Source organism: Ferruginibacter paludis, assembly GCF_030409685.1.
Lineage (GTDB): Bacteria > Bacteroidota > Bacteroidia > Chitinophagales > Chitinophagaceae > Ferruginibacter > Ferruginibacter paludis.
The window spans coordinates 751,050-773,524 of sequence record NZ_JAUFQJ010000024.1 but is presented as its reverse complement, the minus strand read 5'-3'; the positions used below and the strand labels follow the sequence as shown (position 1 = coordinate 773,524).

Sequence of the window (22,475 nt, the reverse complement as noted above, 5' to 3'; positions counted from 1 at the left end):
GTCTATTTTTTTAGATGCTCATAGCCCTGCGGCAAACGATTGTATCCATTGTTGTTTAAGCGCTCTCCAAGTCCTTTGTAAAATGCAGGATCAGTTGGCGTAACGGTTGCCAGCCCGTCTACATAACGGTTGTACAGGCAGAACAATGCTGCGATCAAAACAGTGTCATGAATTTCTATGTCTGTTGCTCCGGCTTCTTTTGCTTTTTGCACTGATTCGGTCGTTACACTTTTTCCACTCTGCTGCACCTGTGCGGCAATGGTTAGTAAGGCTTTCATTTTTTCACTTACCGGTGCAGTAATAATATCCTGCTTTACCCTGGCCGAGGTTTCTTCTTCACCCAATAAAATATTGGCTGCTGCCGTATGGGCTGTTGTGCAAAACGTACATTGGTTGCGGTGTGAAACAACAGTGGCGATTAATTCTCTTTCGCCTTCGGTTAGAGTGGATGGACCACGGAGCAGAATTTGCGTTAACTCCCTGATGGGTGCTGCGGTTTCTTTGCTGTATTCCAGCAAACCGGTAATACCGGGCAAATGTTGCTCTAAGGGAATGTAAGGCATACTTAATGGTTTTAATAATCTCAAATAATTTTTAAAAATTCAAATACTTCCTTTGATTATATGCGTATTGCCATTGATATAGTTGCTGTGCGTCCGTCAGCCGGCAGAATACCCGGCCCGGGATAAAAAGTAATCCTCCGGTTAAAATATTTATTGTTGGCAAAGTTGTTGATAGCCCCGCTTAAACGGAATTGTTTTGACAATTGCCAGCTGAAACCCCAGTCCCAGACATGATAGGCGGGAATAATTCCTATAACACCATTTCCGCTTGATACGGTATTAAGTGCGTCATTGAAATTCATGCCGGTATAACTGTATTGGAAATTAAAAAGCAGGTTATTGAAACGAAAGTCAACGCCCGTTTTGTTTACCCAGGCCGGTGCGTTTTCAACATAATTACCCTTTATCGTTTTGTTGCTACCCGATTGGCTGATGATACCGCTTACATAACGGGCATTGTTATAAGCCAGCGAATTAAATATTTTGATATCGTTTTTTACCATAGCGGGATTAATGAGTTTCATTAATGAAACTTCTCCAAAAGCTTCTATTCCCTTTGTAACCGAATTGCCAATATTGGTAGAATACAAATAAGCATTGCCAACAGCATCTGTTTGGCTAAGCAGGCCCACTTTGTTGCCATAGTAGAGATAAAAAACATTTACTTCAAATTGGACAATATTTTTATAATGGCCCCTGTAGCCTAAATCAACAGTATAACCCTTACTGTCTTTTAAATTGGGATCTATTTTATCTAACCGGTCCGGGGGGGTAATATTCGCATATAGATAGGGGCGGTATTCCTGCGAAATGTTGCCATATAACTGGGTGGCCTGGCTCAGCTGGTATTGCAAACCAGTGCCGAACAATGGAAAATTGCGGCTGCTTTTATAATGAACTGCGGTACTGGCAGCATTAATAACGCCACTAAGATCAGTTTTAATTACTTCGTACCGTACACCTGGTATAACCGAAAATCGGGGCGTAATTTGAAAATTGTTTTCAGCAAAAAAAGCATAGTTGCCGGTAGTAAGCCTGAGATCTGTTCCGTAGGGTTTATTAAGCGAAAGGTCAAAATCGCTGCCACTTGTTCCCACACCTTTTTGTTGTCTTTTGGTTAGCTCAGTAAAATACCGGGCGCCTCCGGACAATGTGTTATTTATTTTTCCAATTGTATATTGGTGTAAAAGGCGAGCCTCAGTAGTATAGCCGGCATAATAATCCCTGTCAACCTGCCTCGGGTTGTATTTGCCAATAGCCGTATTGATGGTGTCGGGTATATTGCCGGCATTGATGAACTGCACACTGTTGCGCTGGCCAAAAATGCCGTTGGCAGTAATTTCCAGTTTGGTATGTTGGCTGATAGCATAGGTAAGTTTTACAGCAGGGATGTTAATGATTGGCTGAAAGTAGTTCCTTGATCTTTCAGATTGTTTCGGGTTTGCTTCAAATTGTGCATCAGTGAGCCCACCTGCTATTTGTTGTACATAATCCATCCTGGAAAATTCAGCTGATACGCTGATTCGCTCATTTATTTTGTATCCAAGATGCACATGAAACGTGTGGTAGCTGAAATTCGCATTATCCCGCCAGCCGTCGCCATGCCGGTTGTCATAAAAGGCGTAATAATTTAATTTTCCTTTGGTGCCCCCTGCTGAAGTGAATGAATTAAAATAATTGTTGCTTCCGGCAGTTTGCTCACTTTCTATTGCGAGCGCTTTTGTACTGTCGCCGGTTTTTAAACGGTAGTTCATCATGCCTCCAAATTGTGGCCCAAACTGCAGGGCCGAAGATCCCCTTACCAGTTGCACCTCTTCCACGGCCTGCATGGGGACAGTATAATGATTTTCAGGGTATCCAAAAATATCCGAATTGGTGTTGTAGCCGTTTTGGCGCATATTCATTTCAATCGACCGGTGGGGATCGGTACCTCTTGAGCCAATATTTAACTGTGTTCCTGCACCATCCATTTCCCACATATTTAACCCGGGTATACGGGCCATAAGGGTCCGGCTGACATTTTGCTGAAGCCCGGGAGTATTGTTATTTAACAGCAGAGCGTTGGTTCGTTTACCGGCATAAATATTCATACCAGCAATATCCGGAAGATAAGACGCATCTGAAGCTTTTAGCTTTGCATAAACGATTATACTGTTCAACGTTTTTTCTGAAAGGGAATCTATTATTTTTTTTGTTGGCAGGTGTTGACCATCGCATGCTGATGCATAGAAGTAAATTGCAAAAAAAATGCATTTTAAATTTGAATATAATTTCATTTTTTATTTTTTGGTCCGGGTAAACCTTATCAGTTAAATGATTTAGTAAGAAAATTAAGCTTCAAAAAACTTCTATTATTGTAAATACAGAAATGGAATTAAAAAGAGGCATCATAAAGAATTATGACGCCTTATCATTAAACTAAACTGCTAAAAACGACTGACTAAAAATATTGCCTGGTTTGGTGTATTATTTTAATTATAAAATTGTAATTGTTCAGGTTGTTGAAAATGGCATTGTAAAGAATTACAACGCCTTATATTGGTGCATCATTAACCTAAAAACTAAGCCTGAAAAAAACGATTTAATTTATTCAGCCCCATCAGTAAGCGCTCTTTGTATAGCATACCCACCTACGCTTTTCCCTACAGTCAACCCAACAGCGCAATCGCTGCGGTAGTGAATGCCACCGTACATTCTTGAATTGGAAGCTTCCTGCGCCATCGCTTCATAAGCCGATGCTCTTTCTGGAATGATATGGCCCAATATGGCCGCCGCCGCACCGCTAAAAGTTGAGTGGCCTGAAATATAAGAAGGGAAGTTAGGTATCCCTGTAAGTGTTTTTATTGCCGGGTTCAATTGTGTCGGCCGTGGATTGTAATAATAATTTTTTGTATCCCAGCAAACAATGGCGGCATCCATTAGCGACATGTTAAGTAATGCCATATTTCTTGCCCAACGAACCTCACTAAAACCTTTTGCAATAAAATCTTCAGCAGCTATGGCATCCCAGTGGCCTGGAGGAGTAGATGTAGCTACCCCATCAGCCCAGAACTGAACAATGGCGGTTCTTTCGCGTGTTGGATTTTTTACCATCTGGTAAATCTCTTCTGTTTCATCTTTCATTTGCTTGCTGCCAACAGCGGGTGGCGGCGCCGGGCGCAATGATAACGCAGTTAAAGAATCAAATAAAAATGCTTTTGTTTTTCCAAAAACAGGCAGCATGGGCGGCCGCTTTGGAATTTCCAGGCTATACCAGGGGGTTTCGCCCCTTGCCATACAATCCGTTTCGAGCTTTGCCCAAATGGTGGGCGTACCTACTGCAGCACCCGCCCTGTCGCCTCGTGCCCTCGCTGTAAATTTTTGTGCTACTGCTTTGCCCAAAGCCTCACCTGCTTCGATGTCGCTGCGTACATTGGCGCCGGCAATAATTCTTGCTCTTCTGTGTTCTGCTGCTTTCTGCTGTATATAATCCTGGTCTCCGGGAAAAAGTAGTTTCAACATTTCAACCGCTGTACCTTCTACTACCGCATCTTCGGATGGATAAGACGGCAACTCTGACTTTGGAACCAATACCTGTAAAGTAGCATCCACTTTATACGGCGCCGCACGGTTAAATTGTTTTTTATAATACCAGGCAGTTACCAAAGCATCGTATTGGGCTGCACTTACATAAGCATAGGCCCTTGCTGCATAAGGGGGATTACTGAATGGAAATTGCGGGTATGCCAGTGGATTGGCGGCACTTGGAATAGGGTAGGTACCATCGGGGTTTTGATAAGGAGGCAGGTTGTGTTTGGCTACCAGTTCCCTTAAAATTTCGTTCCAGCGCAGTATAGCGCCGGCACTCCAATACTTTACCATCTTTTTTTCTTCCTGCGTAATATTGGCCTGGGCGCTTTTTATTTCATTGATCTGCGCAATGTAATCAGGAGTGTTTGTGGCGATAGGAGTTGCTACCACGATATCTGTCGGTGCAGCCAGCAGCACGGGTTTCCACGAGCCTGCATTCGAATCAATGTTGGTTGGTGCCAGGGCAGGTGCATTGTCTGTTCTGCCCACGATATCTTTATTGCATGCTATAATGATTGCTGCCGCAGCAACCACAATACAAACCTGGTACAAAAATAATTTCTTGTTCATGTTAATTTGTTTTACCTGATTTATCAGTTGATGTTGTTTTGCGTGTAAAGTCAAGGATATAAAAAACGGAGCCGTAAAAAGCAGTTGCCTGCCCAACATTCCTTCCGGCAACAGTTGTATTACCACCGCCTACCAATGATAAATTGTGATTTGCTGTAACAACATATTTAACATTGGCACCTATGGTGGTGGCATTCATTTTATTGCTGGGGAAAGGCATATTATTCCTGGTGATATCAAAACCGCCAAGCGTGGTCCATTTGTTCAGCACGGCTTCTGCAATTAATTTACTGCTGCGGTAACCAGCCCTGAAATTAAAGTTGGAAGCATCGGGCATTGACACTTCATTGGTGAGATGCGACTGCGTATCATAGTAAGATGTGCGGTCTAATTTTGTGTTATCTCTTACCACATAAGTAGCACTGCCGGTAACAAAAATGTTGTTTACCTGGTAGTCCAGCAGCAATCTTGCAGAAAGTGTTTTACTATGCAGCCCGATTGATAGCGGCAAAAAATCAACTACATAATTAGTTAGTGGTATGGATGCACCCCCAATGGTATACAAAGAAAATGTACCCGGTCCGAGCATCTGTTCAACCGGCATCCATTTTATAAACAGGCTTAGATCCTGAAAGCCCTGCATGCTGTGCAATGTGCCGTCTGATGCTTTTGTTTTGATGTAAGGCACATTAAACAAAGCGTTTAGTTTTCCTGTAATACCGTAGGCGCCCATTACTGCAAACGTGTTTGTGCTTACAGTGCCCAGGTTTTGATTGTCTCTTTTTAAAGTGCCTTCCCAATAATTTTTCCAGCTGCTATGGTTGTACATTGGCCCTACACAAAACTGCCTTTTCTCCATCATAATGGCATCCATATCTGTTTGCGCCTTGCTTGTTAATGGCAAGATTGTTACAGCAATTGCGATTGATACTATTGATAACAAGTATTTCATATCCAATTTTTATAGTTCTTTTTTAATTTGATAAAGCATAAATTGTTGTTTAAAATTTTACGCTGAAACCAAGGTTAACTACATAATCTGCAAAGGCGGCGTCGCCCTGTACATGTTTATTTTGCGTAATGCTGTTTTCCTTATCTGTTACACTTTGTGTTCTGTTGCGGGCAACAGCAAAGGGTACAGAAACAAAGAAGTTCAGATTATGTACCATGTAAGCAGCAGCTGGTTCTACCGACCATATATAACCGGGTCTGCGAAAATCACCACTGCCACCAATCAAGTCGTGAACGGGTACACATTCCAATTTAGCACCGGCTGCCACAGTTAATCCGTGCAAGCTGTTGATTGAATAATTAAAACCACTTCTGAACATATATTGATCCGGCACACTGCAAATGGCTTCGTTGGCTAAAGACGCCACCAATGTTTCACGATAAGTTCTTACGCCATTCTGTTCCCTGGGATTAATCAGGTAATAGAAATTGCCATACATACCAAAATTGCGGGTGAAATTGTAATAGGCATTTAGTTCGGTTGTAAAGCCGGTACCACCATCTCCCAATTGTATGGATTGATCCACAGTACGCAGTTCTTTTGTTCCATTGGGTCCTACGTTGTACCAGTAGTCTTTAAAATTATCATCGCCTGTTGGCAGTTTAATTCCTAATCCTGCCTGTATATTTCCTTTGGTACTTTTCTTTGGATCAAGCAGCCACCTGTAGGCGGCAAAGCGCATATCGCCCAGGCCAAAAGAATGTGTTGTGTGTCGTTCTTTTTTTATGTAAGCGCCGTTTACAAGTCCATGTTCATACAGGGATGAACGTGCATTCGACAAAATAGGCAGGTCAACCATAAAAGACCAGCGGTCATTTACTATGCGTGTTAATGCAAGATCAATACTTGTCTGGTGATTGATTACTTCGCTCCCATCTACCAGTCTTTGCTTATTTTCAGTAGTGCCGGAAAAATGGCGAAAAGACCTGAAGGAGCGGGATGTGGTACTTAATAACCAGGAAGCTTTATCATGTTCGTCAGGATGCAGCATATTGATGTTGCCTGTACTGCGAACTGCAACGCAGCCCTGCGCCGATGTTTGAATATAAAAGCCTGCAATCAACAGGATAGATAAAATGTACTTCATAATAATTTTTTTTAGTAGTTAGTTTTTAAGAATGGTTTATGTTTAAGTCAATAGAATGAATAGCGTTCCTATTTTTCAATGCGGATCAGTAAATAAAAAGATAAGGCGTGTGAAAATTAATATACCCCAATGCAGGGCTGCATTAATTTTACAAAGTCTTATGTCGCTGGTTTAAAAAAGGGTGTTCTGGTTAAGCGTGTTTCTTATTTTTTGCAAACCTGTAAGAATAGCCAAGACTGATGGAATAATCTGCAAAAGCAGCATCGCCCTGAACATGAACCAATTTACTTGCGTCGCTGATTTTTGAATTTTGCAGATTTTGGTCTGCCTTATCAGCGGCGCTTTGTGTACGGTTTTTAATGAAGTTATATGGAACAAATAAACTAATACTGTGCTGACCCATACGGTATGAAACACCAGACTCAACGGCTACAACATAACCCGGGCGACGATACGCTACCTGCCCGCCAATAATGTCATACGCGGGAATACCTTCCATCCTGGTTGCCAGCGAAAACGTAAGTGTTTTTGCTTTTAAAACAGAAGCCATAAATCCTGCACGGATGAAATACTGATCTGGCGAAGCGTAAATATTGTAACCAGCTAAACCCGCTTTTGCTGCTGATTTATAAGTGCCGTTTGATTCCCTTGGGTTAAATAAATAATAGCCGTTTGCAAAGCCATAAATGTCTTTGTAGATTTTTTTAAATCCCTGGAATTCCAACGAAAATCCTACACCACCATCACCTGGTTGTATGGCCTGGTCGTTGACAGCACTTTTGGTTGTACCATCTTTTTGCAGTGCATTATCAGTTGTATTGTGACTGCCTGTTGCCAGTTTCAACCCAAAGCCAATCATCAGGTTTCCTGTGTGTGCAGCAGCTGGGTCGGTAACCCAATAGTTAAGTCCCAAACGGGCATCAGCAATCCCTTGTGCGAATACACTGTAACGGGTTAGTTTTTTTGAAGCCGAATCTTTATTCAGTGTTAAAGTTTGAGAGCGCTCGTTGTGCACATAAGGCAGTGTTACATTTAACTGTAAACGGTTGGTTAAACCGTAAGACAAATTAAGATCCACCGCATGAGAATAAATATTAACCGCATTGCCCAATACCTGGCGCTGAGGCTGTTCGTCTGTACCTACAAAATGCCGCCAGCTGTGGAAGTAACGGTAGTTGGTTCCTGCCTGGAAATCGCCTTTGGAAAGATTGTAGGAACCAGATGGAGACATGGCGCCCAGCCCGCCCATCTGGCGTACCGCTACGCATCCCTGCGCTGTTGATTGTAAATGAATTGTGGTGGTTAATAATAAAGCTATAATAAAAATAGATATGATCCGTTTCATGTTTGATTTTTGAGTAGTGAATTTTTTGGATGCCATGTACAACTCCAATCAATGCTAACAGGTGACTACACCCGGTAATATTAATTGCTAACTAACCGGCACAGATTGTTATTTTTTCATTTTCAATTTACCGTTAATAAAGTCGCCTACTTGTTTGCCCACGGCATTGCTTACGATGCAGGATGGGTGAAAATGAATGCCGCCGTAAAACCTGGCTGAGTTATTTTCCAGTGCCGCCTGCCTGAAAGAAGTAAAGTTGCGGTTTTGAATGCCAAACTCAAGCTCCGTGCTATCTGTGTAGGCAAAATTATCACCGTAAATATCAGTTAATGCTTCCGCTGCTGCTGATGAAATGGTTGAATGTCCGCAGGTATATTCCGGAAAAGCCGGTGTTTGCAAATAAGGTCTCCAGTTAGGATCAATGTATTTGTTGATCACTGTTTCAGGACGCACGGTATTGTACGTATACTTCACCTGCCAACATTGAATGAATGCATCAAATAAGGCAATGGAAGTTTTGGCGTATGCATACACCGTTTCATCGTAACTGGATTTAGCTTGTTTAGCCGCAATGCCAATTATACTCATCCAGTGACCTGAGGGAGAAAACTTTTTTGTACCGAACATTACATGACCAGAAACATTGAGTTTAAAAGGATTATCATCCCAAAAGTCAGCTATATGCTTTTGTTCATCGGTTAAGCTGTCTATTGCATTTTTGATCGCCATTAACTGCTCGTAATACTTACTCTTTTTATCAGTAATATCAAAAGGGATAGGCGGCGGTGTTAAAAACTGGTTGGCACTGTCGATAGCCATGGTCCTTATTTCCATCCAGTGGGGTTCTGCGGCCTGCGCATACATGGGCGGCGTAGGAACCCAGCGGCCGGGTTCATCTCTTACGGTGTATTTTTCAGCACTTCTTGTTTCAGCATAATTATCTTTTTTACTCCATCTTATGATACTTGCGCTCATACTGTCTGCAAATGTCTGTGAGGCAGTTTCAATATTTTCCGGCAAACCTTTATCTCGTGCCAGTTTCAAAATACTGTCTTTATATTCCTGCATACTTCCTTCCGGAAATGTAACCGCTTCACCAACTTTAATATAAGCTAATAATGCGGCCAGCTCAAAATCAACCGGCGTATTGGCTGCTGGTTTTGCTACCGCAGTAAGCCCGTGCACCTGTCCCACCAGTGACTGGTATTTTTTTGGATAGCCCGCTGCGATTACTTCGTACGCTGCTATTGCGCCATAAGTGTAATTGCGTGCGGCAATCATTGGTGGAAAATTATTTCCCATTACAACACTATTCAGTTCATGTACTGTGTTGGAAAACAACTGTGGGTCATGCAGGTACGCTTTATACTCGATGTTTTGCTTGCAGGAATACAATGATGCTACAATGCAAAGACATACAAAAAGTCTTCTCATCTTTTGTTGTTATAGTAAATGGACAGTATCAGCAACGTATAAATGATCGCTGAAATTAAGTAACTATGCTGTGAAAGAAGTACTTGCCTGCGGAGGTTTAATCAGTTGCAGGATGTGAGCGGAACTGTTATCCAATGAAGGTTTGATAGCATAGACCAGGGGGTCGGCTATAAACGAAATACATTTCCAGGAGATAATATCATTTGTAAAATCAGATGCGGCAAACTTCACCATGCCGGAAGTTTTGCCAGGCATTTTTTTAGCATCACTGCTGCCATTGACATCATTTATTTTTCCAAAATAATCGTTTGATTTTTGTTGCAGGTCATTTTTTTCTGCATGGCGGATGCATTGTAAATACATGGTATCATTCGCTACTTTACGTTGAACGTACATGTATGTTTCTCCATCCACTGTAATTTCGCCATTGATTCTTTCAAAACTGGCCCAGGTATTCTGGTAAGGTAAGTTGATGGGAATTTTTAAAGTAAACAGGTCCTGCTCGTTAAAATTATTCTTATCCAGTGCGGCTTCCAGCCTGTTATCGGCCTGTTGCATGGCGATGCTGAACCACAGTTTATATCCAATGGTGTTGAATACAAACAGCATTAAAAGTAGTATGGCAGCAGTTTTACGCATTGTTTGGAAAAGTGAAAATAATAAAAATTCTTATTGGTGGCGCATTTGGTGCGATTTATTTTTATTCACTGCAGAAAAAAGCGCAGTTTTTACTTATTGATATATGTTTTTTTATCCACTCCAATACCGGTTAGGGTTACACTTTTCCAATTGGGGGGTAAGGCGGTTTTAATTTGAACAATGCCTTTCGGGGTAATTTCAAGTCCGCCAAAACCCATCAGCACACTTTGCAAAATGCCGCCGGCACCGGTAGCAAAATAGGGATTGGTGCCGCCCTTGGTTTCAGCGATTACCCTGAGTGGCGGGTTTAAGTTAGGCAGGTAAGCATCCTGGAAAAAATGGTAGGCTTTGCCACCATCGCCCAGCCTTGCATACAATAAAGCAAACACCCCTTGCGTCATGGCAGGTGTGCCTTCGTTGGGCACCCTTGTTTCATAATATTCCAGGTCTTTCCTGATTTGTTTGGTATCGGTAATTTCTTTTAGCGGATAAGCAAGCAGGTTTACATCGGCCTGTTTAATGCCTTCGCCATTGTAAGAACCATGTTCCCGTGTAACACCATTGTCTATTTTCAAAATGGGAATATTATTGGCCACGTTCATCCAGTCTGCATCTGGTTTTATGCCTAATAAAACAGCCGCTTCTGTGGCATGTTGCAATACCGCTTTGGCGGCTGCATTGGTAAACGCGTCATTGTCTATATTTTCAGCCCATTCATCAGAAGCAACCACATTTTTAATTTCATATTTACCCGGGCCGTTTCTTTCCACACGGCTTGCCCAAAAAAGGGCGGTTTCTTTTAGTATAGGATATCCTTTTTCACGCAGCCAGTCCTTATCCTGCGTTACGCAATAATAATTCCAGGCAGCAATGCCCACGCAGGCAGTAATATGGTGTTCGAACGGACCGCTCAATGCCCAAACCGGTGTTTCTTCTACGCCCGTGCCCGCACTTTCCCAGGGAAACATGGCGCCTTTAAAACCATGGTTAAAAGCGTTTTGTTTGGCAGCTCCCAGGCGCTGAAACCTGTATTCCACAAGGCTTTTAGCCATTTCAGGATGCAGGACTAATATCGCGGGATACATCCACAACTCCGTATCCCAAAATACATGACCATTGTAGCCTAGTCCGCTTAAACCCATCGGTGAAGGACTTAAAGCCGTACCTTCCCGTACAAAAGAGTATAAGTGATACATCATGCTGTGTATATCCTGTTGCGCCTGCGGATCACCGTCGATGGTGATATCACTTTTCCAGATTTCATCCCACGCCTTATTGTGAAACGCAATCAACCTGTCCCTGCCTTCCAATTTGGCTGTGATGGTCATTCGCTCTGCTTCGTTCAACGGGTCGTCATGGTGCGCAGAAGTGATGGAGGAACCGGCAATAGAAAAATGATATGTTTCACCCGCTTTTATTTTCTTGGTAAACTTCATCAGGTGCATATTGTTATCCCACATTTCGTGAATGACTCTTGGCTCTTCCCCATGTTTTTCGCTGAATAAAAAAGTGTTGCTGGCGCACATTTGCAATTTACCCGTTGGACTTTTGGCGGTTGACGTGAGCAGGCTGATGACTACATGCGGCCGGTCAATTTCATTGTAATAATTCTGCACTTCCTTTAAGGCATCTGGCGCTTCCATCACGCTGGCGCTGTTAATCGTAATATCTTTTTTCGCAGTAACAGTAACATCCATTAAAACCGTAAATGGCAACTGGCGCAAGGAATAATAAGTATAGCTAACATCTGCTTTATCACCATAATTAAAAGTGGTTGTAAAATTGGCATGGTGCATATCCAGCTGTTGCTTCATATTGGCAGCATCCGCACTGCCGATGCGTTTGCCATCCACTTCCAGGTACATATTGAGCAGGTTAAAACTTCTTAAAAAATTACTCACCCGGCCACGGCCATACAGGTCGTAAGCGCCGGCCAGCACTACATCTTTTACCTTAAACGGCTCCGGTGAAGACACGACGCCAATCATGCCATTGGCAACCGTAATTCCATAATAATTTGAGGGATCTATTTTAACGGCAGCGATATTCCACGGGTCTTGTGCGGTTAAACTTGCAGTAAATAATAAGAACAAGGCAGGGGCTAATAAAAGTTTTTGTATCATGGCAGCAATAGTAATTTGACAGGTTGGAAAGATATTGTTTAAAAATAAACATTACACTACAAAACTGACCATATAATTTTTTGATTACATGATGGCCTGAGGAAATATTTTGCCTGCGTTCCGGTGCAATATCAATCAGCACTTACCCAAACCGGTGTTCAAAAAGCCAACAATCTGTCGTTTACTGTAGCGTATTTTTCCCGTACACAATTGTGACCATTGTATTACAGGGATAAAATTACTGGCCGCTTATTTGTTTTCTGCATAGAAAAACTACCCGGATGCAGAAAAAATTTTCTTTTAAAGGATTGATAGAAATATTTAAAAATGCTTTTAGTGGCTTTAGTGATAATAAAGTGATGAAACTGAGCGGTTCACTGGCATACTACACTGTATTTTCAATGGCGCCGTTGCTGATAGTAATTATTTCTTTATGTGGCATGTTTTTAGGCAGGGAAGCGGTTGAAGGAAAAATTTACGGACAGCTGGCAGGTTTTGTGGGCTCCGATACGGCAGTGCAGTTACAGGATATGATAAAGAATGCATCACTGGCCGGCAAAAGCAAATTAGCCGCGATTGTGGGCACGGTAACATTGGTACTGGGGGCTACATCAATTTTTGCAGAAATCCAGGATTCCATCAACAGTATTTGGGGCCTTAAACCAAAGCCTAAAAGAGGCTGGTTGAAAATGATACAAAACAGGCTGCTTTCTTTTTCTGTTATCATTAGCCTGGGGTTTTTATTGCTTGTATCACTTTCTATCAGTTCCATTATTGATGGTTTCAGCGAGAGGCTTACCAATCAATTTCCCGGTGTGGCTGTTATTGTATTTTATATCATCAATGTATTGATCACTTTTAGTGTTACAACACTCATTTTCGGCGTTATATTCAGAGTATTGCCTGATGCCGATATTCAATGGAAAGATGTGCTGGCTGGTGCCATGGCTACCGCATTTTTGTTTATGCTGGGGAAATTTGGTATTTCTTTTTACATCAGCAAAAGCCATGTGGGCAGCACTTATGGTGCCGCAGGTTCGCTGGTAGTTTTATTGTTATGGATCTATTATTCTTCATTGATACTCTATTTCGGTGCAGAACTTACCAAGGCTTATGCCGTAAAGTATGGATCACCTATTCACCCAAACCAGTATGCTGTAACAACAAAAATGGTAGAAGTTGAAACCGGCAAGCAAAGTATTCAATCCAAGGAAAGTATGACGATGGAAACCAATCACGGCGAGGTGACAAATAACAAAAAATAATTGTGAGCAATTTGATCAACAATTTTTGTATAACTTACAAGTTTGTAATTTGATTTTTAAACTCCTTTCTGCACATGTGCCGGCAAATACCAATCAAATAAAAGTCTTTTTATTCTTCATTAAAAAGAATGAATTTTATCAGCACTAACCATTTTGCTCACTTTTATTTTTTTGTACTGAAAAAGATAGCACCTGATAAATGGAAGCATTTTTTTGTCGGCATTCCCCTGGGTGCATCGCTGCAAATAATCTGCTTATCGGCATTCCCAAAACATACCTGGCTGGATACCGCCGCCGCGTTTGTGATATTATTTGCAGGCTGCTATGCATTTGAACTATACTCGTTAATAACCGGAAAAGGGCATTACGAATTGCCGGATGTATGGGCAGGCGTATTGGGAGGATGTATTGGTATTGGAGTCGTCTTGCTTTTTTGTCTGTTTGGGTAAAACTAAAATGTGCAGATTGATTTACAACCTGCACATTTAAAATCCTGTGAATAAAAAAATTGTTTTACACTTTGATCGTTTTCCATTTCCCTTTTCTGAAGTAAAAATAACCAGCCAGTGTGATGGCAGTCTCAGCAACTGGTATGGCAATAAAAACGCCTAAAGGTCCCCATTCAAAATATTTAGCCAGCATATACGCCAATGGAATCTGGATTAACCAGAAGCCGCAAAAGTTAATAATGGTAGGCGTCCATGTATCGCCGGCACCGTTAAACGTGTTCATCATCACCATACCTATGCCGTAAAAAACATAGCCCGATGCAATGATACGCCCTGCCTGCGTTGCCACTTTCCGGATGGCTTCATCTGCTGTAAAAAATGACACGAGGTAATTTCCCATCACCCAGAAAATGACAGTTACTACGGCCATAAATATTACATTGTAGTAGATGGTTTTTTTCACAGATTCTTCTGCACGCTGCAATTGTTTGGCACCCAGGTTTTGGCCCACCAGCGTTGCAGCAGAATTACTGAGGCCCCATGCAGGCAATAAAAAAAACATCATCAAACGCAGTGCTGTCTGGTAACCTGCCGAGCCGGTTTCCCCGCCTGTTGTAGCTACCAGCTGTGCTAAAAATATCCAGCTGCAGCTACCTATAATAAATTGCAAAATACCCGGCGCCGCAATTTTTACAAGCGAACCAATCACCGCCCAGTCTGGTCCCCAGTGATCTTCCTTAATTTTTAACTGGCTGCTGCCATTTATCAAATGATACAACTGGTAAACGACCCCGCTGCCGCGGCCAATCACCGTAGCCCAGGCAGCACCTTCCAAACCCAGTGCAGGTATTGGTCCAAGTCCGTTAATCAGGATAGGACATAAAATAATATTGCAGATGTTGGCCAGCCACAAACTTTTCATTGCCATGGCCGCATTGCCGGCTCCCCTAAAAATACCATTGATTAAAAAGAGCAGCATGATCACAATGCTGGCGCCCATCATGATGCGGACAAAGCCTGTCCCCTTTAAAACAGTGTCGGCAGAAGCACCCATCCAGCGCAAAATGTCAGCGGCAAAAACCCATCCTCCGATGCTGATTAATATGGTTACGGCAAGTGCAACCACTATGGCCTGTATGCCCGCATGTGCAGCAGCTTCCGGATTTTTTTCACCAATGCGACGGGCTACTACTGCGGTGGCAGCCATGCTCATGCCAATGGCCAGCGAATAAATAATGGTGAGTACGGATTCTGTTAGACCAACAGTTTGTATGGCATGGCTGGCATCTTTCAAATGGCCGACAAAATAAAGGTCAACCACTGCAAATACGCTCTCCATGCACATTTCCAGCATCATGGGTATGGCCAGCATCAGCACGGCTTTCCGCAGGCTGCCGGAGGTATAATCCATTTCGTGTCCGTTGATGGCTTGTTTTAGTAAGGTAAAATAATAAGATAGTTTATTGGCAGGTATGGCTTGTTCCATTTTGTAAAGTAGATTTAGATGTAGATGAAATGTAAGGCACAGCCAAGGGATGAGCTGTTAATTTTTACCGGTAAAAAAGAGGTTCTTAGCAGATGACAGAACCCGGAACCATTTTCATAAACTTAAATTGAGATTATAAAAATAGGGATTTAGTTTTTAAAAACAATCATCCTGAAAATAATTGAGTACAGAATTATCTCATGGTTGCCATACAGGTGACCTAATTTTACAACGGCTATTTATTAAGAAATGAAAATACAATACTGTTCTGATCTTCACCTGGAGTTTATACAGAATAACAAGTTTATAAAAAAACATCCGTTAAAACCTGCGGGAGATATATTGGTAATGGCCGGTGATATAGTGCCTTTTGCAATAATCGAAGAACAGCATGATTTTTTTAATTACCTGGCTGATAACTTTGAAACAACCTATTGGGTTCCGGGAAATCATGAGTATTATTATTGGGACATCAGTACAAAAAGCGGCACTATCAATGAAGCTATTCGAAGCAATGTTTTGTTAGTCAATAATCAAACGATACAAACGAATAAGGCAAGATTAATCTTTTCAACATTGTGGTCTGCTATATCACCAGATGCAGCTTTTTTTATTCAAAGGAGGATGGCTGATTTTCGTGCTATCAACTTTGGCGAAAGGGTTTTCGCTCCTGATGATTATAACACACTGCATGGCCAATGCAAAAGCTTTATTGAACATGAATTAGCGATTAAAGCAGATACCGCCACCATGGTAATCACCCATCATGTTCCAACATTTTTACAGTACCCGGCAAAATATAAAAGAGATGTTTTGAATGAAGCCTTTGCAACCGAACTGCATACATTGATTGAACAGTCAGGCATTGATTACTGGTTGTATGGCCACCACCATTTTAATACGCCTGCATTTAACATTGGCAAAACCAAACTCATCACCAACCAGCTTGGCTATATTAAATTCAGGGAAAATGCAGGTTTCCAAAATGATGCAGTGATTGAGATTGTATAAACAATTGGCAAAGAATTATTTCTTTGTGTTATTGTGTTGTAAAAATTTTACCGTTACCATCAATTGACCCACATGCCGCATGGTATGTTCTGCGCCATGCACCAGCAAACCAATCACAGTTGAAGGCAACTGCTTTCGTCCCACGCCTCTGAATTCCGTAAGTATTTTTTCGTCTGTATTTTTTAATTGGGTAAGCGCTATATCTACCTGGTGATTAAAGCGGGTTAACAGTGCGTTGGTATCAACACCTGGTTGAGGAGCGATATCTTCTGCATGCAATTGCTCCAGTTGATGAGTAGTCAGTGCTTCGCCGCGTGCATAAGTGAACACCCTGTCCAGCACGCCAGATAAATGTTGTAAATGAAATGCCGGAGAGGCAACACCGGCGGGTCTTTCCCATAACAAGCTGCCAGGAAAATCTTGCAACAGTACAGCTAATTCTTCTCTTGCCTGCAACAGCGCATGTGCAACAGGTTGCAGTAAAGGAGGCACATCTGCTACAGGGCCCCGTTGCCAAACCTCTAAATTTTGATCTGCCATATTTTGTAAAAATTATTTTATCAATCCGAAATAAAGAGGTTATTGTGGTCCAAAAAAACAGGGTATTTTGAATTACCAAAATACCCTGTTGCAAATATATATACTAAAAAGATACTGTCTTTAAGAATGTGAAATGGCCATCCACTGTGGCATTCTGTCTGTTATACTTTTTTTAATGCCAGATAATTTATTCACCAGTGCTGTTCTGTTATTGACATGTTCCACCCTGAAGTTTTTGGAAAGAATGGGTATAACTGGCGCAACTTTTTCAGGATGCACTTTTGATGGCCTTGCTTCTGCCTTAAGCCATTCTTTTAATTCTGCATCTTTTATACCGGCAATATTGCAGGCCTTATCAAAGTCTGTATGCATACCAAAACCTTCCAGCATGGCCGGTGCATCTTTTACTTCAGTGTAACGGATATATTTCTTTACAAAAAAATAAAGGCTGTTATTAATCGTCCGGGTATAGGCGCTGTAATAATGTTCCATACAAGTATTTTTTAAAATTTACGGTATTTACCGGTGTTTGTATTTAAGATAATTTCCCGGTTTTCAGTGCAGATAGTGGAACAAGTTAAAGTATGGTACCAATGTGCATTTCGCACTAAATCAGAAACAGCAATAACGGATGATTTTTAAACAGGATAGGAATAAATCAAAAAAAGTATAGAAGGATTTTATAAACTAATGTGCATTTGCCGTGCCAGTTATTGGCGTTCGCAAGATGTTGGACAAAATGACTGGTGTAAAGTTTAAATCTAAATTGGAATGGTTGGTTGTTAAACGGATGTTGGAGTCAGGGTACGTAGAAGCATTGTAAAACTACAGCTTTTTTTTTAATTACCAATTTTAAGTTTCAGGATACAGAGCAAACTACCTCTTTATAAAGTTCATGATGATACAAAAAGAAATTTGTATAACTGTTTAAGGGCAAAGCATATTCGCTTATCATCTTAGTATTACATTTGTTCAATAAACCATATAACATGCCTTTTATAGAATTAGAGAACCTGCCTGAAAAAGAAATTTTTCCGGGTTTTACCGCACGGGGAATCCATACAGGTACCATGAGTTTTATTTACTGGGATGTGAAGGCGGGGGCTGAAGTGCCCGAACATAACCACCTGCACGAACAAGTGGCCAATGTATTAAGAGGCAGATTTGAATTAACAGTAAATGGCGAGACAACAATTTTAGAACCCGGCACCGTGGCGATAATTCCGCCGTACGCAGTACATAGTGGCAGGGCCATTACGGCCTGCGAATTGCTGGATGTTTTTACACCGGAAAGAGAAGATTATAAATTTTAAACATGAACCTTAACCTGATTAATAAAACTGCTCTTGTTTGCGGAGGCTCGCAAGGACTTGGACTAGCAACAGCTAAAGAACTTGCCTTACTGGGTGCAACAGTTATTATCGCAAGCCGTACAGAAAGTAAATTAGTGGAAGCCCTTCAACAACTGAATAGCACCGCAGGCCAGCGACATCATTACCTGGTGACAGATCTCTCTGATCCTGAAAAAGCAAAAGCAGTTGTGGAAGAATGGATGCATCAACATGGAACGATACATATCTTAATCAATAACGCAGGCGGACCGCCGTCGGGGCCTATGATTGATACTAATGCTGCAGACCTTGAAAAAGCTTTTCTGTCACATGTTGTAAGCAGTCATTTACTGGCGCAACTATTGGTGCCGGGCATGCAGCAGGCTGGATATGGGCGCATCATCAATATTGTTTCTACCGCTGTTAAACAACCCATCAATGGGCTGGGGATTTCAAATAGCATTCGGGCGGCAGTGGCCAACTGGGCAAAAACACTGGCCAATGAAATTGCCCACTCCGGCATTACGGTCAACAATGTTTTACCTGGTTACACCAATACCGACCGGTTAAAATACCTTTTTGAAAAGCAAGCCAGTAACCAGGGCGTTACTTCAGCCGATATTGAAAAAGATATTGTGAACAGCATTCCGGCAAAACGCCTGGGTCAACCGGAAGAATTTGGAGGAGTCGCGGCTTTTTTATGTACACCTGCGGCAGCTTATATCAACGGCGTAAATATCCCGGTTGATGGTGGAAGAACCGGCAGTTTGTAACCAACTGCCAAAAAACAATGCGGCATATTTTAATAAACCAGTTTATTTTAAACCAGTTCTTTTATGGAATATTTATACAAAACAGATTTGAAAATTGGATGGATTGTGAGTGCCCTGCTGCTCTTTTTACCAGCAGCATTTTCGCGACAAAAAAGCCAGACAATTTTTACCATTAACTTAAGTGACACTGTACAAAAAATCAGGAATATCGGGGCATCAGCTTGTTGGTTTGGAGAAGAGATCGGGAAGAAATGGCCGGCAGCGGAAAAGGCAGTCATCACGGAACGTCTGTTTAGCCGTGGCTTTGAAAAGAATGGTCAGCCTAAAGGCATTGGCCTTTCTGCCTTTCGCTTTAATATCGGCGCCGGCACTGCAGAGCAGGGAGACAGCAGTGGTATTAGCGATCCCGCACGCCGGGTAGAGTGTTTCCTTTCGCCGCAAGGCAAATACGATTGGAACAAACAGCAAGGGTATACCTGGTTGCTAAAACAGGCAAAGGAATATGGAGTAAAAGATTTGATTGCATTTGTAAACAGTCCACCTGTGCAGTTTACAAAAAACGGCCTGGGATATAAACTGCAGAAAGACTTTATAAGTAATTTAAAGGAAGATCAGTATTCCAACTACACTAATTTTTTAGCAACCGTCATTCAGCATTTTGATAAAATCAATTGCCACTTTAGTTATATCAGCCCGGTAAACGAGCCGCAATGGGATTGGAGCGGGGAGTATGGCAAGGCAAAGCAGGAAGGATCTCCATGGACAAACGAAGAAATTTATAAAGTGGTAAAATCATTGAACAATAGTTTGCAGCAAAAAAAATTGACCACAAAAATAATTACTACCGAAGCCGGGATGTTATCCAATCTGTATGATTCCAACGCAAAAGCTTCCCGGCAGATTGCCCATTTTTGGGATGCCAAAAGCGATTTGTTCATTGGCAATTTAAGTCATACAACATCCTTTGTGGAAGGCCATGGATATTTTACAGACGAAGGTGATGAAAACCTGTTGGGAGCTAGAAAAAAATTGAGAGATACATTAAAAAGATACGATCCCCGCCTTGAATACTGGCAATCGGAATATTGCATGCTCGGTGATGGATATAAAGAAAAAGTCATTACCGAAAAAAGAAGTGCTATGGATTGCGCACTCTTTTTAGCGAAAGTGATTCACCAGGATTTTACGGCAGGCAATGCTACTGCCTGGCATTATTGGAATGCTTTTGAACCGGGTGCTGCTGACAGCAATACAAGGTATTATCTAATAGCACTGAAAGAACCAAAAGATACAGGTTTAAAACTTTACAGTGTTACCAAAAACCTATGGGCGCTGGGGCACTACAGTTTGTTTGTGCGCCCGGGTATGTACCGGCTGCAAACCAGTCGCAGTGACGGTTTAAGCGATATTGCCGCTGCACAACAGGTAATGGTATCTTCCTTTAAAGATGATAAAACACTGGTGGTAAATGTGATCAATTATACGATAGAAAATACCATTGCCGGTTTCGCATTGCAGGGTTTACCAAAGGCTGCAAAACCAAGGCTGCTCAAACGGTATATAACATCAGCAGGTGCCGGAGAAGATATGATGCCCTACCCTGTTGCAAACACGGCAGATGAAAAAACGGCCAATAGCTATGATATTATATTGCCGGCCAGGTCAATCACTACACTCTTATTTTCTTTGTAGATAAAACGCAATGATCAAGGGTTAAATAACCAGCACAGATTTATGGCATGTGAAGTGATGTAAAAAACAAAACAAATTTTGATGATTGAAAATGAAATAAACGGGGGGAAAGCGGTGGATGTAATTTTAATAGGTGCAGGTATTATGAGCGCTACCCTCGGGATGATGATAAAGGAATTGATGCCGCAAGCCAGCATTGAAATTTTTGAACGGCTGGATATGGTGGCGGGAGAAAGTTCAGATGCATGGAACAATGCAGGTACTGGCCATGCCGCTTTGTGCGAACTGAACTATACACCCGAAAAGGAAAATGGCACCATCGATTGCAAAAAGGCCCTCGCCATCAACGAAGCGTTTGATGTCAGCCGGCAGTTCTGGTCCTGGATGGTAGAGCAGCAAATCATCCAGCCCGGATTTATAAACAGTGTACCGCATATGAGCTTTGTATGGGGCGACGACAACGTTACTTATCTTAAAAAAAGGTACGAAGCGCTAACGCAATATCATCCCTATAAAAAAATGCAGTACAGTGAAGATGCTGCACAATTAAAAGAATGGATGCCGCTTGTAATGGAAGGCAGAGACCCCTCGCAGAAAATAGCGGCTACCTATATGGATATTGGCACCGATGTAAATTTTGGCGAGCTTACCCGTGCTATGATTACGCACCTGCAACAGCAGGACAATGTAACCCTGCACCTGAAGCATGAAGTACGGGATATTGAAAGAGCCGAAAACGATCAATGGCGTATTTCTGTAAAAGACCTGGCTACAAAAGATTCACGTGAACTGAATGCCAAATTTGTTTTTATTGGCGCAGGCGGCGGCTCGTTGTGGTTGCTGGAAAAATCGGATATACCCGAAGGCAAGGGCTTTGGAGGTTTTCCTGTGGGTGGGCAATGGCTGCGCTGTACCGATGACGCTGTGATTGAAAGGCACGGAGCAAAAGTGTATGGTAAAGCGCCGGAAGGAGCACCGCCCATGTCGGTACCGCATTTGGATACCCGCCTGATTGAAGGAAAAAAAGCATTGTTGTTCGGACCCTATGCCGGTTTCAGCACCAAGTTTTTAAAGAACGGATCTTATCTTGATCTGCCCCTGTCGGTTAAGCTCAGCAATATTGTGCCGATGATTTCGGTGGGCTTAAAAAATATTCCTTTAACAAGATACCTTATCCACGAAGTATTACAAACACCGGAAGATAAATTAAAATCACTGCAACAGTTTTTACCCGGAGCAAAGCTGGAAGACTGGGATTTGGAAATTGCAGGCCAGCGGGTACAGGTAATAAAAAAAGATAAGGAAGAAGGGGGCGTGCTGGAGTTTGGAACTGAAGTAGTTGCTGCCGCAGATGGCTCACTGGCTGCGCTGCTCGGTGCTTCACCAGGTGCATCTACTTCGGTATCTATTATGCTTGGCTTGATTGAACGTTGTTTTCCGGAGAAAATAAAATCATCCGAATGGCAATCTGTCATCAAAAAAATGATACCGTCTTATGGCAGTTCAATGGTAAAAAATCCGGACCTCTGTGATGCCATCAGGGCAAAAACAAGTGCCGTATTGGGACTGGTAAATTAAAGCAGTT

19 protein-coding genes are annotated in these 22,475 nt (G+C 42.1%); 7 read left to right on the top strand and 12 right to left on the bottom strand.

Annotated features, from left to right (window positions below):
- Positions 1-2 precede the first annotated feature (2 nt).
- The 9 genes from QWZ08_RS27625 to QWZ08_RS27585 form a co-directional block, all read right to left on the bottom strand.
- The gene (locus QWZ08_RS27625) at positions 3-563 is read right to left on the bottom strand and encodes a carboxymuconolactone decarboxylase family protein (protein WP_290341134.1); all 561 of its coding nucleotides are present in this window, start codon (positions 561-563) and stop codon (positions 3-5) included.
- Between the two features lie 56 nt (positions 564-619).
- Complete coding sequence (locus QWZ08_RS27620) at positions 620-2,839, bottom strand: TonB-dependent receptor family protein (protein WP_290341132.1); 2,220 nt, start codon at positions 2,837-2,839, stop codon at positions 620-622.
- A gap of 310 nt (positions 2,840-3,149) precedes the next feature.
- Positions 3,150-4,703 (bottom strand): phosphatase PAP2 family protein, encoded by a 1,554-nt coding sequence (locus tag QWZ08_RS27615; RefSeq protein ID WP_290341130.1) that lies wholly within the window; start codon positions 4,701-4,703, stop codon positions 3,150-3,152.
- Position 4,704: 1 nt separating this feature from the next.
- On the bottom strand, positions 4,705-5,655 hold the full coding sequence (locus QWZ08_RS27610) for a hypothetical protein (protein WP_290341129.1): 951 nt from the start codon (positions 5,653-5,655) through the stop codon (positions 4,705-4,707).
- A gap of 49 nt (positions 5,656-5,704) precedes the next feature.
- Positions 5,705-6,802: a hypothetical protein gene (locus QWZ08_RS27605; RefSeq protein WP_290341125.1), complete on the bottom strand. Its 1,098-nt coding sequence runs from the start codon at positions 6,800-6,802 to the stop codon at positions 5,705-5,707.
- Positions 6,803-6,992: 190 nt separating this feature from the next.
- Positions 6,993-8,147 (bottom strand): hypothetical protein, encoded by a 1,155-nt coding sequence (locus QWZ08_RS27600; protein ID WP_290341123.1) that lies wholly within the window; start codon positions 8,145-8,147, stop codon positions 6,993-6,995.
- A 108-nt stretch (positions 8,148-8,255) separates the two neighbouring features.
- A complete protein-coding gene (locus QWZ08_RS27595; RefSeq protein ID WP_290341121.1) occupies positions 8,256-9,581 on the bottom strand; it encodes a vanadium-dependent haloperoxidase in 1,326 nt (441 codons plus the stop codon).
- 63 nt (positions 9,582-9,644) lie between these two features.
- Positions 9,645-10,220, bottom strand: a complete 576-nt coding sequence (locus tag QWZ08_RS27590) for a hypothetical protein (protein WP_290341119.1) — start codon at positions 10,218-10,220, stop codon at positions 9,645-9,647.
- Between the two features lie 89 nt (positions 10,221-10,309).
- Positions 10,310-12,343 carry a kojibiose hydrolase gene (locus QWZ08_RS27585; RefSeq protein ID WP_290341117.1) on the bottom strand — a complete coding sequence of 678 codons (2,034 nt, stop codon included), beginning with the start codon at positions 12,341-12,343 and terminating at the stop codon, positions 10,310-10,312.
- A gap of 281 nt (positions 12,344-12,624) precedes the next feature.
- Here QWZ08_RS27585 and QWZ08_RS27580 point away from each other — a divergent pair, with 281 nt between their 5' ends.
- Together QWZ08_RS27580 and QWZ08_RS27575 are read left to right on the top strand one after the other, a co-directional pair.
- A complete protein-coding gene (locus QWZ08_RS27580; RefSeq protein ID WP_290341115.1) occupies positions 12,625-13,608 on the top strand; it encodes a YihY/virulence factor BrkB family protein in 984 nt (327 codons plus the stop codon).
- A 128-nt stretch (positions 13,609-13,736) separates the two neighbouring features.
- Positions 13,737-14,057: a hypothetical protein gene (locus QWZ08_RS27575; protein ID WP_290341113.1), complete on the top strand. Its 321-nt coding sequence runs from the start codon at positions 13,737-13,739 to the stop codon at positions 14,055-14,057.
- A 64-nt stretch (positions 14,058-14,121) separates the two neighbouring features.
- Here QWZ08_RS27575 and QWZ08_RS27570 read toward each other — a convergent pair whose 3' ends face one another.
- Positions 14,122-15,543, bottom strand: coding sequence for an MATE family efflux transporter (locus QWZ08_RS27570; protein ID WP_290341111.1), 1,422 nt, complete (start codon positions 15,541-15,543; stop codon positions 14,122-14,124).
- 249 nt (positions 15,544-15,792) lie between these two features.
- Here QWZ08_RS27570 and QWZ08_RS27565 point away from each other — a divergent pair, with 249 nt between their 5' ends.
- On the top strand, positions 15,793-16,554 hold the full coding sequence (locus QWZ08_RS27565) for a metallophosphoesterase (RefSeq protein ID WP_290341109.1): 762 nt from the start codon (positions 15,793-15,795) through the stop codon (positions 16,552-16,554).
- A gap of 15 nt (positions 16,555-16,569) precedes the next feature.
- Here QWZ08_RS27565 and QWZ08_RS27560 read toward each other — a convergent pair whose 3' ends face one another.
- Together QWZ08_RS27560 and QWZ08_RS27555 are read right to left on the bottom strand one after the other, a co-directional pair.
- Entirely contained in the window at positions 16,570-17,094 is a 525-nt protein-coding gene (locus QWZ08_RS27560; protein WP_290341107.1) for a DinB family protein, read from the bottom strand.
- Positions 17,095-17,214: 120 nt separating this feature from the next.
- Positions 17,215-17,586 (bottom strand): hypothetical protein, encoded by a 372-nt coding sequence (locus tag QWZ08_RS27555; protein WP_290341105.1) that lies wholly within the window; start codon positions 17,584-17,586, stop codon positions 17,215-17,217.
- Between the two features lie 497 nt (positions 17,587-18,083).
- On the opposite strand from QWZ08_RS27555, the gene QWZ08_RS27550 reads away from it, so the two are divergent.
- The 4 genes from QWZ08_RS27550 to QWZ08_RS27535 all read left to right on the top strand — a co-directional run bounded on the left by QWZ08_RS27550 (position 18,084) and on the right by QWZ08_RS27535 (position 22,468).
- On the top strand, positions 18,084-18,407 hold the full coding sequence (locus tag QWZ08_RS27550) for a cupin domain-containing protein (RefSeq protein ID WP_290341104.1): 324 nt from the start codon (positions 18,084-18,086) through the stop codon (positions 18,405-18,407).
- Positions 18,408-18,409: 2 nt separating this feature from the next.
- A complete protein-coding gene (locus tag QWZ08_RS27545; protein ID WP_290341102.1) occupies positions 18,410-19,198 on the top strand; it encodes an SDR family oxidoreductase in 789 nt (262 codons plus the stop codon).
- 63 nt (positions 19,199-19,261) lie between these two features.
- Positions 19,262-20,890 carry a glycoside hydrolase gene (locus QWZ08_RS27540; protein ID WP_290341100.1) on the top strand — a complete coding sequence of 543 codons (1,629 nt, stop codon included), beginning with the start codon at positions 19,262-19,264 and terminating at the stop codon, positions 20,888-20,890.
- Positions 20,891-20,971: 81 nt separating this feature from the next.
- Positions 20,972-22,468, top strand: coding sequence for a malate:quinone oxidoreductase (locus QWZ08_RS27535; protein ID WP_290341097.1), 1,497 nt, complete (start codon positions 20,972-20,974; stop codon positions 22,466-22,468).
- Positions 22,469-22,475 lie beyond the last annotated feature (7 nt).